We start from the raw sequence: 13,450 nt of genomic DNA, 5'->3' as shown, positions 1-13,450 counted from the left end.
TTTACGCGTATGACAGGCTCCGGAAGACGGTTGTTGCGCACGTATTCGGTGAACGCACTATGGCGACGCTGGGGCGTCTTATGAGCTTGCTGTCACCCTTTGACGTGGTGATATGGATGACGGATGGCTGGCCACTGTATGAATCCCGCCTGAAGGGAAAGCTGCACGTAATCAGCAAGCGATATACGCAGCGAATTGAGCGGCATAACCTGAATCTGAGGCAGCACCTGGCACGGCTGGGACGGAAGTCGCTGTCGTTCTCAAAATCGGTGGAGCTGCATGACAAAGTCATCGGGCATTATCTGAACATAAAACACTATCAATAAGTTGGAGTCATTACCTGAGCATCAATACAGTGGTGCCCGGTGTTCAGGGCAAGCCGCATATGTTGCTAAACGTCAGGAGTGCGCAAAATGATGCGCCAATCACTTCAGGCTGTTTTACCTGAAATTTCAGGCAATAAAACGTCATTGCTGCGTAAATCGGTATGCAGCGATCTCCTCACTCTTTTTAATTCTCCTCATTCGGCATTACCGTCATTACTTGTTTCAGGCATGCCCGAGTGGCAAGTGCATAACCCGAGCGACAAACATCTCCAGAGCTGGTATTGCCGTCAGCTGCGTTCTGCACTGTTATTTCATGAGCCACGGATTGCGGCGTTGCAGGTTAATTTGAAAGAAGCGTACTGCCACACTCTGGCGATCAGCCTTGAGATAATGCTGTACCACGACGATGAACCGCTAACGTTTGATCTGGTCTGGGATAATGGCGGTTGGCGCAGTGCGACGCTTGAGAATGTCAGCTAAGCACAATCTCCAGCTCGCGCAGTTCACGCCAGAAGCGTTCGGCAACTGGATTCATGCGGGTATTCATACGGTATGCGTAGGCCTGAATCGGGATCACCAGTTCGTCCCGATTCAGCACAACGAGTTGCCCGCTGCGAATTTCTTGTTGGATGGCATACTCCGGCAGCCAGGCAATCCCACAGCCGTCGAGGGCAACCTGCTTTAATAGCTCGCTCATCGAAGAGACAAAAAAGGTGCTGAAACTTAACTCGCTGTGGCGCGTCAGGGTGCGATTAATCAATCGCCCCATATAGGAGTTGCGGCTGTAATTCAGTAACGGAAAGTGTGGCTGCGCGAGGTTAAAAATTGCTTCTCCGTATTCGTCACTGGCGCAAACGGGGAACAATTGAGATTCAAATAAGCGAATGTGGTCAAACGGTGCTTCCAGCAAATCTTCGTCGTGAAAGGAAAAAATACAGTCACTTTGCCCTTCACGCAGTTTATCGACTGCTTCATCGACATCAATAGCTTCAATCGCCCAGGTAAAGAGCGGCGGCATCTGGCTGATAATGGACGGTAACAGACCGAGGGAAAGAGAGTGTGCAGCGGCTATCTTGATTTTACGTTGCGCGTAATCGCTGCCGCCACGCAGCTCTGCAAGGTTACTTTCTAACTGTTGCAACAGATGGCGGATCTGCGAATGGAAGATTTTCCCTTGTTCTGAGAGTTGCAGCGGCGTCACCTGGCGGTTAAACAATTCAACGCCAATCGCCTGTTCCAGCGCGCGGATGCGGCGGCTGAATGCCGGTTGCGAGACGTTACGACTGACTGCCGCCTGGGAAAAATTGCGGCATTTTTCCAGGGTCAGAAAATCATAAAGCCATTTGGTTTCAATATTATGCAAAACCGCACCACAGTCATCCATTACGTTTTACTCTGTCAGCCGCCCTTGCGGGCATTCTACGTCCATTAGGGCGGCTGACAACCGTTTAAGCCGTTTCAAACGTTCCTTTCACGCAGGCTTTGCCGTCTTTGACCATCAGTTTGCCGCGAGCATATACCTGCTCAATGCGCAATTCTGGCGTCATGACTAGTAAGTCTGCGTCATTGCCAAGCAGAATTTCGCCTTTCCCGCTCAGGTTAAGGAAACCGGCTACGCTACTGGTGAGCGGGCGCAGGGCATCGCTGATACTGAAATCATAGTCTTTGACCAGCACCTGCACGGTTTCCAGCAACGTTTCAAAACCTGCAACACCGATATGGGTTAAATTCCCTTCGTCATCGAAGAACGGCTGGCTACCGTTGCCGTCGGAGCTGAGGGTGACGCGTGCCAGCGGAATACCCGCCTGAACGGCGCGGGCAATACCTTCGGCAGGGGCGACCGGTTCGTCAATGCTGCTGGTGATATCGATGGTGCCGCCTTTGCGCGCGAACTCCAGCGCCTGCTCAAACAACGGTACGTTGCGGTTAACGTGGGTCGGCAGCAGCTTGCTGATCGGCACATCGCAGTTTTCCAGCAGGTCATAAATAGGCTGTAACGCCTTTTTACTGTCGCCCATGTGGAACACGGTGACGCCAGGTTTACTGCCGAGCAAACCGCCAACGCGGGATTCTGCCGCCATATTAGCCAGGTGATAAACGTCCGGTGCGGCAGAACGGTGATCAGAGATGGCGCATTTCACGCCAATCACACGATCGATAATCGCCACGTCTTTTTCCACGGAACCCGTAATAGTGCGGGAAGGGACATGATAAGCGCCGGTCAGCATCCAGGCGCTGATGCCTTCTTCATTGAGCGCACGGGTCTTGGCGAGCAGGGATTCCGGGTGGCGAGAGATAGAGTCGGTGCCCAGCAGACCAACCACTGACGTGACGCCCGCTTCCGTCAGGCGACTTAGCGCCACTTCCGGCGTGCGCGTCGTGGGACCTGCTTCGCCGCCACCGCCAATCAAATGGACGTGTTGATCAATAAAACCTGGGCAGAGGATCTGCCCACTGAGATCGACAACCGTGCAGTTCGGTACAATGTCAGAAGGGATATTGCTGGCAACGGCGATAATTTTGCCGTTAGCGACGAGGACATCGCAAATTCCCCGATCTTCCGGTGCATACAAATGCGCTCCCTGCAGCAGGGTAAAACCGGCTGCGGTATAATCAATCATGGTAACTCCTTGTTAAACAATAAGCTGCATAACCCAGATCGACAGCAATGCGTTAATCACGCAGACCGTAATGATATGCGGGTAATATTTGGCATTCACTTCGGCTGTCCCCAGGCAGCGACCGACATTTTGCACCGGGTTGCCCATTAAATACATCGCGGGCAGTAAAACGGTGACATCGTGACCGGTTAATGCGCCAGCGGTTGCCAGACTGGCGGCAACACCGACTGCGCCATTACGGGTTCACAGATATGCCCCACCCAGTCGAGCAGGCCGGTAATTTTCAGCGCCTGAATGATGACAAACGCCATCACCACGTTTGGCAGCAGGTTGGTCGTGGCGATAGTAAAGCCACGGCGCGCGCCATCGATAAACATATCCATGACGTTTTTGCGGACCTGAGTTGTCATGCTTGCGCTCCTTGCGTTGGGTTGCGACGTTCTTCGAAGTTAAGCCAGACGCGCAAAATGTTGGCTCCGACAAATTTAAACACCAGGATGACGGCTAAAGGTACGATTACGGACGTGCCCAGAAAGGCGAACACCGCGACGCCGGAAGAGAAGTAGTTGGTGATGATGGCGCTACCGCTGGTTTGATATGCGGCGAAAATCACTTTATCGCGTTCGGTAATTTCACCTTCCTGCGCCAGCTCTTTGGTCATACCGGCGGCGGCATCAGTGTTTTGCAAGTTAGCGATCAGCGCCAGCGAGCAGATCCCTGGAATGCCCAACAACGGTTTTAGCACAGGTGTCATTAACTGCTGCGCGGCGCGTAATCCACCAAGACCATCGGTAATTGAAATAATCCCCAGAGAGAGAATGACTGACGGTGCCAGCTCCAGCGCAAAGAGAAAGCCATCTTTAGCCCCCGCACCACCCGCGCCGCGAAATGAGGTGGTGGCTCCGTTCGCACCAGGCAGTTGCCCAAACGATCCGTTCAGAACGGAAAAATCAAAAACGCGCCACCAGCTGTCTGTTCCGGAAAAAACACCGGAAAAAAAGATTATGGTGAGAAAAAAAGCCAGATACCCTTTAATGCCCACTTTTTCTGTCGCCAGCTCCCCGGCTACAGCATCCCCTTGTTGTGTCATAACAATCCCCATTGTTTTTTTGTGTTTGTGTGTTGCTTGAGCCAGGAAAATTCCTGGAACTGAAAAACCTTATCAGCCATGTGGGTATGGGGAAAATGCAAGTATGTTTCTGGCTATGCGTTTTTTGCATAGGGGAAACATTACGCTGTGTGGAAAAGGTTCTGCGCAGGATTGAGTTGCAGAAAATTCATAAACCCAGTGACAATGACATTGGTAAATAAAAACAGAAAATCCAGGGACGAAAACGAGATGGCAAAGCACAACGAAAAAGAGCTGGCGGATACGAGCAAGTTTTTAAGTTTTGTCCTCCGACACAAACCGGAGGCGATTGGTATCGTACTGGACCGTGAAGGATGGGCGGATATCGATAAGCTCATACTTTGTGCCCAAAAAGCGGGCAAGCGATTAACCCGTGCATTGCTGGATACCGTGGTCGCAACCAGCGATAAAAAGCGTTTTAGTTATTCCAGTGATGGTAGGTGCATCCGCGCGGTTCAGGGGCATTCGACTTCGCAGGTCGCTATTTCCTTTGCCGAAAAAACACCGCCACAGTTTCTCTACCACGGTACGGCAAGCCGTTTCCTTGACGAGATAAAAAAACAGGGGCTGATTGCAGGGGATCGTCATTACGTGCATCTCTCTGCTGATGAAGCAACGGCACGCAAAGTGGGAGCAAGACACGGATCGCCGGTTGTCTTAACCGTCAAAGCACAGGAAATGGCGAAACGAGGCATTCCTTTCTGGCAAGCGGAAAACGGAGTCTGGCTGACATCAACGGTTGCGGTCGAATTTCTTGAGTGGTAAGGGAAACACTCCTCATGAAGTGACCACTTGCAGCTTAAATAATTGTACTGTGCTGATAAGCGCAGCAATAAACAACGCCGCCGCGCCGCAGAGAGTGGCGCCGGCAAGCGCCGATGTTCCATTGCCGAGCATACTGGTCAGCGCCGGGCCGAGGATTTGTCCAATGCCGTAAATGAGCGTCACAAAGCCTAAAAGATTGAGATTTCCCGGAACGCTCAGTTGGCGGGCGATAGTCATCACCAGAGATGTCGTGCCCATAAAGGTACCGCCAAAACCGATACTACTAATGATAAGCAAGAGAGGAGAGTCGCTGGCGAGAGTAAGCAGCACACTGATAGCCTGCACCAGCAAATTCGCCGTCAGGCAAGGCAAAGCCCCCCAACGTTTTGCTGCCCATAGCCAGCCAAAGCAGCCTGGCACAATTGATAAGCCGACTAACGTCCAGAGATGGGCGGTTAACAATGGTGAGCCTGCATCTTTCGCCATGAGCGGCAGGTAAGTCGCGACGATGATATAACCAAATCCCGCAAGGCCGTACAGAATAGCCAGTAACCACCAGCTCATTATCTGTTGCTCCGTTTTTGCCAATGGCATTGGTGCGATGGCGTGTTTTTTCGAGGGCATTAAAAGCGTAAGTGCAATCAGCATCATGCCAGAAAGCGCCCCGGCGCCTTGCCATAACGTTTGCGAGGAGAAGGCAAAATGCAGGCCTGCCAGAACATATTCGTTGCCCAGTGCAATGCCAATGCCAACGCCAGAAAACAAAGCTGCCAGCACAAAAGGATGGCGCGTGTGCTGCATAATCAGCGTCGAACCAAAAATCAGCATACCGGCGCTGGCGACACCCGCCAGGAAGCGAATCAATAACACCAGAATAAATGGCGGCAACCATGCCATTGCGAGGATCAACAACCCGCTCGCCAGGGCAGAAACCAACAGAAATGGGCGTAGGCGCGACGGCTGGTGAAATGCGCCAAACGAAAATAGCAGACTGCCAGCCAGATACCCCGCATAGTTGCCGCTGGCAATCCACGAGAGCTGGCTAAATGAAAACGCCCCTTCCGCCATAATGACGGGCAACATAGGCGTATAAAGGAAGCGACCTAATCCCATACCTAGGGTCAGAACCAGCATCCCGAAAAGCGCGGTGCTGAAAGAAAAGCGTTCTACGGGATGCGAGGACGAAGGCATGTTTAACCTTGTATGTCATTTTTGTTGTTAACAAGTTAATAACAAAAAGGTGAAATATGCCAGCCTGTTAATGCGATGATTTAGGGGTAAAGCGATAAAAACGATTTGGTTCGCTAACGATATAAATATTACCAGAGGCATCCATCGCAATCCCTTCGGCCTGTTTGATGTTATGCGACAAACCTCGACTACCTTTGGTTAGTGATATTTCACCGATAACCTCGCCAACCAGGGTTACTTCCTGGAGTGCGCGAGATTCATGAGACAGCACCAGAAGCGTATTTTTTTGCTGGTTAAATTCTGCGCCGGACACATCATCTAAAGTAAATTGCCGTTGTAGTGCCTCGTCTTTGCTGATGTGTAATTCATTGCTACTTAACAGCCCGTTAACTTTGTAGACCTCAATCGGATTTTTCTCTTTAAAAAACCAGAAAGTGTGATCCTGGCGAGAATAAGCCAACCCTTCAAAACCGCAATTGGTTGGGGAGTCTTGCAGCGGGATTTTTATTTTTTTGAGGATTTTTACTTCCGAGTTTGGGGTCAGTGAAATCACATAAATGGCGTAATCGCGCTCATCGCTAATGACAAACTGATTATCGCCAATGTATTCGATCGTCTCGAGATCCTTAACAAAATCCAGAAGAATTGTGCGGATAAAATCACCATTGGTGGTCATTTCAACAATGGCGGCAGGTTTGTTGATAGTGCTAAAAAGAGTATTGCTTTGTGCCGACCAGGTCAGCGAAGAGATATTATTCGTTATGCCTGCAATTTCTTTGCCGTCAATGGTGGCGTGGTAATTCTGAAATGATGCTGCATGATTGCTTTTACGGGCGCAAGATTGCACGAAGAAAGTACACACTGCCACAATGGCAAAAAGAATCACAATAACGGAGATGCGTTTACTTAACGAAATACTTTTTGTCACGGTAATCCCTTTAAGGCAAATCAATAAGATATCGAGAAGTATACGTAGCGACCTTAATGAATCCTTAACGCGGAGAAACCCGGTAATGTGCAATGCAGCGCCAGACACCATCCTGCTGGCAATAAATTGACTCAGTCAGCCCAGGGATCACCCATTGTATTTCCTCGCCGGGGGGACAGGTCAGCCAAATGCATAACCCGCAGCCGCCGCGTAAATCACGGGGAATATCGCTGACGCGAAAAGTCATGCCCGCTGCCTGCAACGCTTTGCGGGTTTGTATGACGCCGACTGTGGAGTGAAATAAAAATAAAAACTCTTTCATCGGCGTGTCCTCACTCGTTGACCAATTACCGCCGCGCCAATTGCGCCAGCAAATTGCGCATCAGGATGGGTATTTACCGGCATTCCCAGGTGAGATTCCAGCATCCGGGCAAACGTCTGGCAATGACTAACGCCACCAGTAAACAGAATCGGCGCTTCACAGGAGAGACGAGCAATGAAATTGGCACTCCTCCGCGCCATCGCGTTAATCACTCCGGCGAGAATCGCTTCTGGCGCGACGCCCGCTGAGCGCAGGCTGATCACTTCTGATTCGGCAAACACTGTGCACATACTCGTGATGGCATGCGGCGTGACATTTTCGGTAATGCTGTCGAGTTGCTCGACGCTGGTGCCAAGCGTGCGCGAGATCACTTCCAGGAAACGCCCGGTGCCCGCCGCGCATTTGTCATTCATCAGGAAATCGCACAGGTTACCGTCATCATCAAGCTGAATCACTTTGCTGTCCTGACCACCGATGTCGATTACCGCGCGCGTTGCTGGCGCAAGAAACCGTGCGCCCAGCCCGTGACAGGAGATTTCCGTCACTTGTTTATCGGCAAAATCCACCAGTTGCCGTCCATAGCCGGTGAGCGTCAGAAACGGCGTTGTCTCTAACCCTTCGCGCAGAGTTTCCCAGGCTTCAGTAATTGCTGTTGCCGGACGAAAGGGTGTTGGAACGAGGAAACGGCGCGTAATCACGCCGTCTGCCAGTAAGATCCCTTTGGTGGCGGTAGAACCAGAATCAATGCCAATCGAATATGTCACTGCCACTCCTTACAGCATCTCAATAAAGGCCGCGACACGGGTACTGAGCTGCCCGACATCTGAGGTGGAGTAGTCTGTTTCAATAGCGATATAAGGAATGTTGTGCTGCTGACGCACATGACGTTTAATCGCCAGCGATTCCACCGCGTAGGTATGGCACGCCTGCAAAATCACATCAACTACGCCATCGACCTGATATTCTTCCACCATCTGGCTGAGCATTTGCAGGCGCTGATCGTTCGGCGAAACACAGGAGCAGCCAATCGCCAGATATTTATCCGCCAGCGCGTCGTAGACATCGCCCGTTTCCGCCACGCATTAGCTCGGTCGCTTTCGCCCCAGTGCAGTTTTCATAACCGACAACCCAGCCGCCATTCTCTTCAATCGCCCGCACCACTTTTTTTTGCTGCGCCGCCAATCGGCAGCCGGTGATTAAAATGCGTGGACGCGGGTCCAGTCGCTGGCCTTCTTCCCACTGCTGACGAACGCGGGCGGTCATTGCATCCAGTTCATTGATCAACGCCTCTTTATCGAACCGGAAGGTTGCGCCGTAGACCACTTTCAGAATGTCGCTGCCGCTAAGCGCCGGAGGATTTAACTGCCCAAGATGATAAAAATTGGCCAGTGCGCGACGTTCGCGGTTTTTCAGCGCAATGGCATCGCGCAGAGCATCTTCGCTAATCTCGTGCCCAAAACGTTCTTCTACCGTTTTTTGCAAGCGCAGCATCTCGGCTTTCCATAACGCACGCGAGGTATCGTCCTTAACGCTGTTCGGCAACTGCATCACATGAACGGGCTTAAACTCCGCCATGTATTCATACATTTTCTTTTTGCCGTCGCAGGTGGTTTCACCGACCACCAGATCCGAAAAGTAGAAGTAGGGGCATTTATCGGTTTTGCCGAAGCCGTAGCTGCTTTTAATCAGCGGGCAGAGGTTGCGCGGCAGATCTTTCTCCGCTTCTTCAATGGTTTCATCAGAGGTAGAACAGAGCGAAACCACAACCGCACCGGCTGCCATCGGGATCTCTTGCGGCATAAAGGTGCAGTAAGTGCCAACCAGCGGAATGCCGCGCTCCTTGAGATCCATGACGGTGAGAAAGCCTTTCTGGCGAGCTTCAGAGAACTGATCGAAAATGGCGGGTAGATCGGTGATAAGTGACATGATTTTCCTTCCCCGTACCACGGGAGATAATGAAAAGAGGCCACATTATTACCATTCTTTTAGTGTGGTTTATTTGATCTCTCTCGCGGTTAGCCACTTAGTTTTTCATGGATTTCTAAAAATTGCTGAGGGGGAACAAGGCCGGGAGCTGCGACAACAAATATAAAATTAGCCCAATACAACCGCCAACCAGCGTACCGTTGACACGGATAAACTGCAGATCTTTGCCGATATTTAACTCGATTTGCCGCGACATATCCCGAGCATCCCAGCTTTTTACTGTATCGCTGATGTGGCGCGTCAGGAATGCGGAAAACTCAGGCGCGACGCGGTGCGCGGCTTGTTCCAGGTGACCATTTAACGATGCCCGCAAGGCATCATCGGCAATTAACGTTTCGCCAAACCATTGACCCGCCCGCGCGATACGTTCTTTCACACGAGAATCTTCACTGTTGATATCCGCTTTCAGCCATTCCCGTAAATCCCCCCACAATTCACTGAGATAGCGGTTAAAAGCTTCATCTTCTTTCAGATAACTTTTTACGGCATCGGCTCGCGCTGCCATTTCCGGATCGTTTTTCAGCTTGTCGATCAGGGCAAAAGTGGCGCGATCAAACGCATGACGGATCTGATGCGCACGATCGCGGCTGATATCATCAAGCAAAGAATTCACCGCGTCAGAAACCAACTCCGCGCTATGTTCGCCCAGCCATTCAGTAGGCAAAATTTTGGCTTTCAGCGGATGCTCGCTCTCCAGCCAGCGAACAATTTGCTGGGCAATAAACTTGCGCGATTTATCGCGCTGGAGAAGGGCGATCAACTGTGCGATCAGCGTATCGAGCAGCACCTGATGACGATCGTTTTTGGTCATACTCTCCAGCATCAACGCACTGGTTCCGGAAAGATCGACCTTATCAATCGCCCGATGGACCGCGCGCTTAAGCAGGCGCTGAATACGCGCATCATCGGTCAGTTCAAGAAAACCGCTCATGATCTGCAACAGATGCTGACCAACGCGGCGGGCGTTCTCCGGCTGACTAAACCAGTTGCCAATCAACAACGCCGGTTCGTGACGTCGAATCAATGCCACCAGCGACTGGGTATCGAGAAATTTTTCCTACACGAACTGACCGAGATTTTCGCCAATCCGGTCTTTATTACGCGGGATAATCGCCGTATGACGAGAAATGATCGGAATCGGCACGCGGCGAAACAGCGCCACCACCGCAAACCAGTCCGCCAGCGCGCCGACCATCGCCGCTTCAGCAATCGCCTTCACGCCGCTCACCCAAAAATTGGGCGGCAAAAACAGCGTAACGACAAAGGTAGCAGCGGCGATAAGCAGTAAAGAGAGCGCCAACATTTTGGCGCGTCTGAGTTCAATGAGTTTATTCATAACGTTAAGAATAGAGCCTGACGGCAGGATCGCGCAAAAATCACCGCTCCTCCGCCAGCTCGGCAGCCTGATGTTGGCGCACGCGATTAAGCAATCCTGCCAGGGTGAAAACGACGATAACGCCCGCCACGACGGCTAACAGATGAAACGGCAAGCGACCGCCGTTAAACCACAGCCAGCGGCCGATTTCGACCGAGACAGACATCACCATCAGGATCACCATATTCAGCGATGCGGAGACGGTCCCTTTCGGTAAGTTATTGGAAAAAAGCGTAAAGCGGAATAAGGTCGGGAAGATCAAACCAATCCCGAAAGCATACAAACTGGTGCCCAGCACCGACCACAGCCAGACGTGCGGTGACAGCAGATTGCCGATAATCAACAGCGCGAGGCCGACCAGTTGAATGGGTACAGCACGCCAGATAAAGCGCGGTTCGGTCGGATCTTTAACGAAACGCGCCACGATGGCATTCGCGACAATCACCGCGCCGAACACCGGAACCTGTGTCCAGGCGAACTGCGAAGTTGTTAAGCTGCCCGCGTCGATCAGGATCACCGGCGAGACAGCCACCCAACTCATCATTGGGATATAGCTTAAAGAGATGGTTGCTGCGCCAAAGAGGAACAGCCGATTGCAAAAGACATTACGAAAATCGCGAAAGACGCTTTTGGCGCTAAATGGAACCGCGCCGCGCTTCACCGTCTCTGGCATCGCCAGCAGTAAGCCAACAAATGAGATAAAACCCATAACTGCAATGATGGCAAAAAGGACTTTCCAGTGCACAAAGTGCATCAGAGCTGCGCCGGAAAGCGGGCCAATAATCGGCGCAATCAGTACGATGGAGGTGATAATCGCCATCAACTTGATCCCTTTTGTCTGGCCGAACGCCTCCTGCACCGTGACATAACCAACGGTGGCAATAAAACAGATACTGGTGCCCTGAATTGCACGCGCGATAAGAAACTGTGTCATAGACGTTGTGAACATTGTCGCAGCGCAGGCAAGGGTAAATATTAGCGCCCCGGTAATCAGCACCGGCCTGCGGCCAATCCTGTCGGAAAGCGGCCCCAGCAGCCACTGTAACGCCATACCGCCCGCGAGATAGAGACTGACGGCTGCCGGGGCCAGACTGACATCGGCATTAAAATCACGGACCACATTAATGATCCCCGGCTGGATCAGATCCGTCGACAGGTACGCGGCAAAGTCATACAAAATCAACGCCATCGGGAAAAACAGCGTGGCGGCATGGCGGGCAAAAAAACGTGGCATAACAAACAACTCCTTGTTCGGAGAACCCCAACGGGGAAAACGAAATTCAATACCGTCGGTAATGACGAAAGGCAGGCGAGAAGGGCAACGAGACTGCAAATGTACTGAATTTCATGTAATCAACCACACTGCCTGTGAACACACAGACAGAGAAATACCTTCTGACTCCAGGTCAGAATGTATAACGATTACAAATAGTCATCAGCACATTACACCTCTTTAATTGATGGGTTGCATAGAAAATATACACCTTAAGTGTAATTAAAATTTGCGGTTAATCAAAAGAGCGCGGTGGAAAGGGGAATATCTGCCGGGTACAGGAAATGTAAAACGCGAGCCTGTTTCCGGAAAAATGTATCGTTTGCAGACGCCTGGAAAGCACCTCGGGGAACGAGAAATTGCCGGGTGAGAATGGTTTTGTTAGTCGCTAAAGTCGGGCCATCTTATCTACAGGTGACGGATCGCCATGACAAACTTCACGACCAGCACGCCACATGACGCATTATTTAAATCCTTTCTCACTCACCCTGACACGCGCGGGATTTTATGGAGATCCACATACCCAAAGATTTACGTGAACTGTGCGATCTCGACAGCTTAAAACTGGAATCCGCCAGCTTTGTCGATGAAAAATTGCGGGTGCTACACTCCGATATTCTGTGGTCGGTAAAGACCCGTGAAGGTGATGGTTATATTTACGTAGTGATTGAACATCAGAGCCGCGAGGATATTCATATGGCATTTCGCCTGATGCGATATTCCATGGCGGTGATGCAGCGCCATATCGAGCATGATAAACGCCGGCCGCTACCGCTGGTTATCCCGATGCTGTTTTATCACGGTAGCCGTAGTCCTTACCCCTGGTCCCTGTGCTGGCTGGACGAATTTGCCGCCCCGACTACCGCACGGAAACTTTATAGCGCAGCGTTCCCGCTGGTGGATGTCACTGTCGTGCCAGACGACGAGATTGTGCAGCATCGCAGAGTCGCCCTGTTGGAGTTGATCCAAAAGCATATTCGCCAGCGCGATTTGATGGGGCTTATTGACCAACTGGTAGTATTACTGGTTACAGAGTGTGCTAATGACAGCCAGATAACTGCGCTGTTAAATTACATTTTACTGACTGGCGATGAAGCGCGTTTTAAGGCGTTTATCAGCGAACTTACCAGGCGAATGCCACACCACAGGGAGCGAATAATGACAATTGCAGAGCGAATTCATAATGATGGATGGCTGTTGGGAAGGGAGAGGGGGAGGAAAGAAGGGAAAGTAGAAGGGGAACGGAGCCTCCTCCGATTGTTGTTGCAGAATGGGGCCGATCCTGAATGGATACAACGATATACCGGACTTTCGGCAGAGCAAATGCAGGCATTAGATCTGAAGTGGCACACTGAATTTGGCCACCTGAACAGAGGTGATATGCTCACCTCAGAACAACACAGGTGCTCCAATGAAAAAAAGAAATTTTAGCGCAGAGTTTAAACGCGAATCCGCTCAACTGGTTGTTGACCAGAAATACACGGTGGCAGATGCCGCCAAAGCTATGGATGTTGGCCTTTCCACAATGACAAGA

General features: G+C 51.3%; 12 protein-coding genes and 5 pseudogenes. 6 read left to right on the top strand and 11 right to left on the bottom strand.

The annotated features are described in order from the left end of the window. From BFF42_RS01485 to iraD, 3 genes and pseudogenes are all read left to right on the top strand, one after another. Positions 1-326: pseudogene (locus tag BFF42_RS01485) on the top strand (IS1-like element IS1B family transposase); the annotation flags it as partial. 1 nt (position 327) lies between these two features. Beyond that, a complete protein-coding gene (locus BFF42_RS01480) occupies positions 328-417 on the top strand; it encodes a hypothetical protein (protein ID WP_133298156.1) in 90 nt (29 codons plus the stop codon). Next, positions 414-806: an anti-adapter protein IraD gene (iraD, locus tag BFF42_RS01475; RefSeq protein ID WP_000986206.1), complete on the top strand. Its 393-nt coding sequence runs from the start codon at positions 414-416 to the stop codon at positions 804-806. The genes BFF42_RS01480 and iraD overlap by 4 nt, the downstream gene beginning before the upstream one ends. Here the strand turns inward: iraD and hypT are convergent. The 4 genes and pseudogenes from hypT to BFF42_RS01455 form a co-directional block, all read right to left on the bottom strand. Further along, positions 799-1,710: a hypochlorite stress DNA-binding transcriptional regulator HypT gene (gene hypT / locus BFF42_RS01470; RefSeq protein WP_000340766.1), complete on the bottom strand. Its 912-nt coding sequence runs from the start codon at positions 1,708-1,710 to the stop codon at positions 799-801. The two genes, iraD and hypT, sit on opposite strands and share 8 nt — an antisense overlap. A 64-nt stretch (positions 1,711-1,774) precedes the next feature. Beyond that, a complete protein-coding gene (gene iadA / locus BFF42_RS01465) occupies positions 1,775-2,947 on the bottom strand; it encodes a beta-aspartyl-peptidase (RefSeq protein WP_039059768.1) in 1,173 nt (390 codons plus the stop codon). A gap of 12 nt (positions 2,948-2,959) precedes the next feature. Further along, positions 2,960-3,357: pseudogene (locus tag BFF42_RS01460) on the bottom strand (YjiG family protein). Then, entirely contained in the window at positions 3,354-4,037 is a 684-nt protein-coding gene (locus tag BFF42_RS01455) for a nucleoside recognition domain-containing protein (RefSeq protein WP_001295597.1), read from the bottom strand. The pseudogene BFF42_RS01460 and the gene BFF42_RS01455 overlap by 4 nt, the downstream one beginning before the upstream one ends. A gap of 249 nt (positions 4,038-4,286) precedes the next feature. Between BFF42_RS01455 and kptA the strand changes: the two genes are divergently transcribed. Further along, a complete protein-coding gene (kptA, locus tag BFF42_RS01450) occupies positions 4,287-4,841 on the top strand; it encodes an RNA 2'-phosphotransferase (protein ID WP_004988466.1) in 555 nt (184 codons plus the stop codon). A gap of 12 nt (positions 4,842-4,853) precedes the next feature. Here kptA and BFF42_RS01445 read toward each other — a convergent pair whose 3' ends face one another. From BFF42_RS01445 to mdtM, 7 genes and pseudogenes are all read right to left on the bottom strand, one after another. After that, entirely contained in the window at positions 4,854-6,032 is a 1,179-nt protein-coding gene (locus BFF42_RS01445; RefSeq protein ID WP_001141186.1) for an MFS transporter, read from the bottom strand. Positions 6,033-6,099: 67 nt separating this feature from the next. Then, a complete protein-coding gene (locus tag BFF42_RS01440; RefSeq protein WP_000253424.1) occupies positions 6,100-7,071 on the bottom strand; it encodes an SdiA-regulated domain-containing protein in 972 nt (323 codons plus the stop codon). Further along, positions 7,025-7,282 carry a putative Se/S carrier protein gene (locus BFF42_RS01435; protein ID WP_000657676.1) on the bottom strand — a complete coding sequence of 86 codons (258 nt, stop codon included), beginning with the start codon at positions 7,280-7,282 and terminating at the stop codon, positions 7,025-7,027. The genes BFF42_RS01440 and BFF42_RS01435 overlap by 47 nt, the downstream gene beginning before the upstream one ends. Then, the gene (gene yjiL / locus BFF42_RS01430; RefSeq protein WP_000222495.1) at positions 7,279-8,046 is read right to left on the bottom strand and encodes a putative 2-hydroxyacyl-CoA dehydratase activator YjiL; all 768 of its coding nucleotides are present in this window, start codon (positions 8,044-8,046) and stop codon (positions 7,279-7,281) included. Before yjiL ends, BFF42_RS01435 begins: the two co-directional genes overlap by 4 nt. Before the next feature lie 9 nt (positions 8,047-8,055). Beyond that, positions 8,056-9,208 (bottom strand): annotated as a pseudogene (locus tag BFF42_RS01425) (double-cubane-cluster-containing anaerobic reductase). A gap of 115 nt (positions 9,209-9,323) precedes the next feature. Next, a pseudogene (locus BFF42_RS01420) lies at positions 9,324-10,604 on the bottom strand (DUF445 domain-containing protein). Positions 10,605-10,644: 40 nt separating this feature from the next. After that, positions 10,645-11,877, bottom strand: coding sequence for a multidrug efflux MFS transporter MdtM (gene mdtM, locus BFF42_RS01415; RefSeq protein WP_001137006.1), 1,233 nt, complete (start codon positions 11,875-11,877; stop codon positions 10,645-10,647). Between the two features lie 466 nt (positions 11,878-12,343). Between mdtM and BFF42_RS01410 the strand changes: the two are divergent. Beyond that, a pseudogene (locus tag BFF42_RS01410) lies at positions 12,344-13,347 on the top strand (Rpn family recombination-promoting nuclease/putative transposase). After that, positions 13,328-13,450, top strand: a 123-nt coding sequence (locus BFF42_RS01405) for an IS3 family transposase (RefSeq protein WP_005083954.1), incomplete at its 3' end; no start/stop codon positions are given. The pseudogene BFF42_RS01410 and the gene BFF42_RS01405, both read left to right, overlap by 20 nt.

The organism is Shigella sp. FC1661, from assembly GCF_001712525.1.
In the GTDB taxonomy this organism is placed as follows: Bacteria; Pseudomonadota; Gammaproteobacteria; order Enterobacterales; family Enterobacteriaceae; genus Escherichia; species Escherichia coli.
The sequence above is the reverse complement of the archived record's forward strand: the minus strand, read 5'-3'. Positions and strand labels throughout refer to the sequence as shown.

Coding starts and splice junctions, on each gene's coding strand:
- BFF42_RS01445 (WP_001141186.1), bottom strand. CDS start 6,032: ATGCCTTCGTCCTCGCATCCCGTAGAACGCTTTTCTTTCAGCACCGCG.
- BFF42_RS01440 (WP_000253424.1), bottom strand. CDS start 7,071: ATGGTGTCTGGCGCTGCATTGCACATTACCGGGTTTCTCCGCGTTAAG.
- iadA (WP_039059768.1), bottom strand. CDS start 2,947: ATGATTGATTATACCGCAGCCGGTTTTACCCTGCTGCAGGGAGCGCAT.
- BFF42_RS01455 (WP_001295597.1), bottom strand. CDS start 4,037: ATGACACAACAAGGGGATGCTGTAGCCGGGGAGCTGGCGACAGAAAAA.
- iraD (WP_000986206.1), top strand. CDS start 414: ATGATGCGCCAATCACTTCAGGCTGTTTTACCTGAAATTTCAGGCAAT.
- hypT (WP_000340766.1), bottom strand. CDS start 1,710: ATGGATGACTGTGGTGCGGTTTTGCATAATATTGAAACCAAATGGCTT.
- mdtM (WP_001137006.1), bottom strand. CDS start 11,877: ATGCCACGTTTTTTTGCCCGCCATGCCGCCACGCTGTTTTTCCCGATG.
- BFF42_RS01435 (WP_000657676.1), bottom strand. CDS start 7,282: ATGAAAGAGTTTTTATTTTTATTTCACTCCACAGTCGGCGTCATACAA.
- kptA (WP_004988466.1), top strand. CDS start 4,287: ATGGCAAAGCACAACGAAAAAGAGCTGGCGGATACGAGCAAGTTTTTA.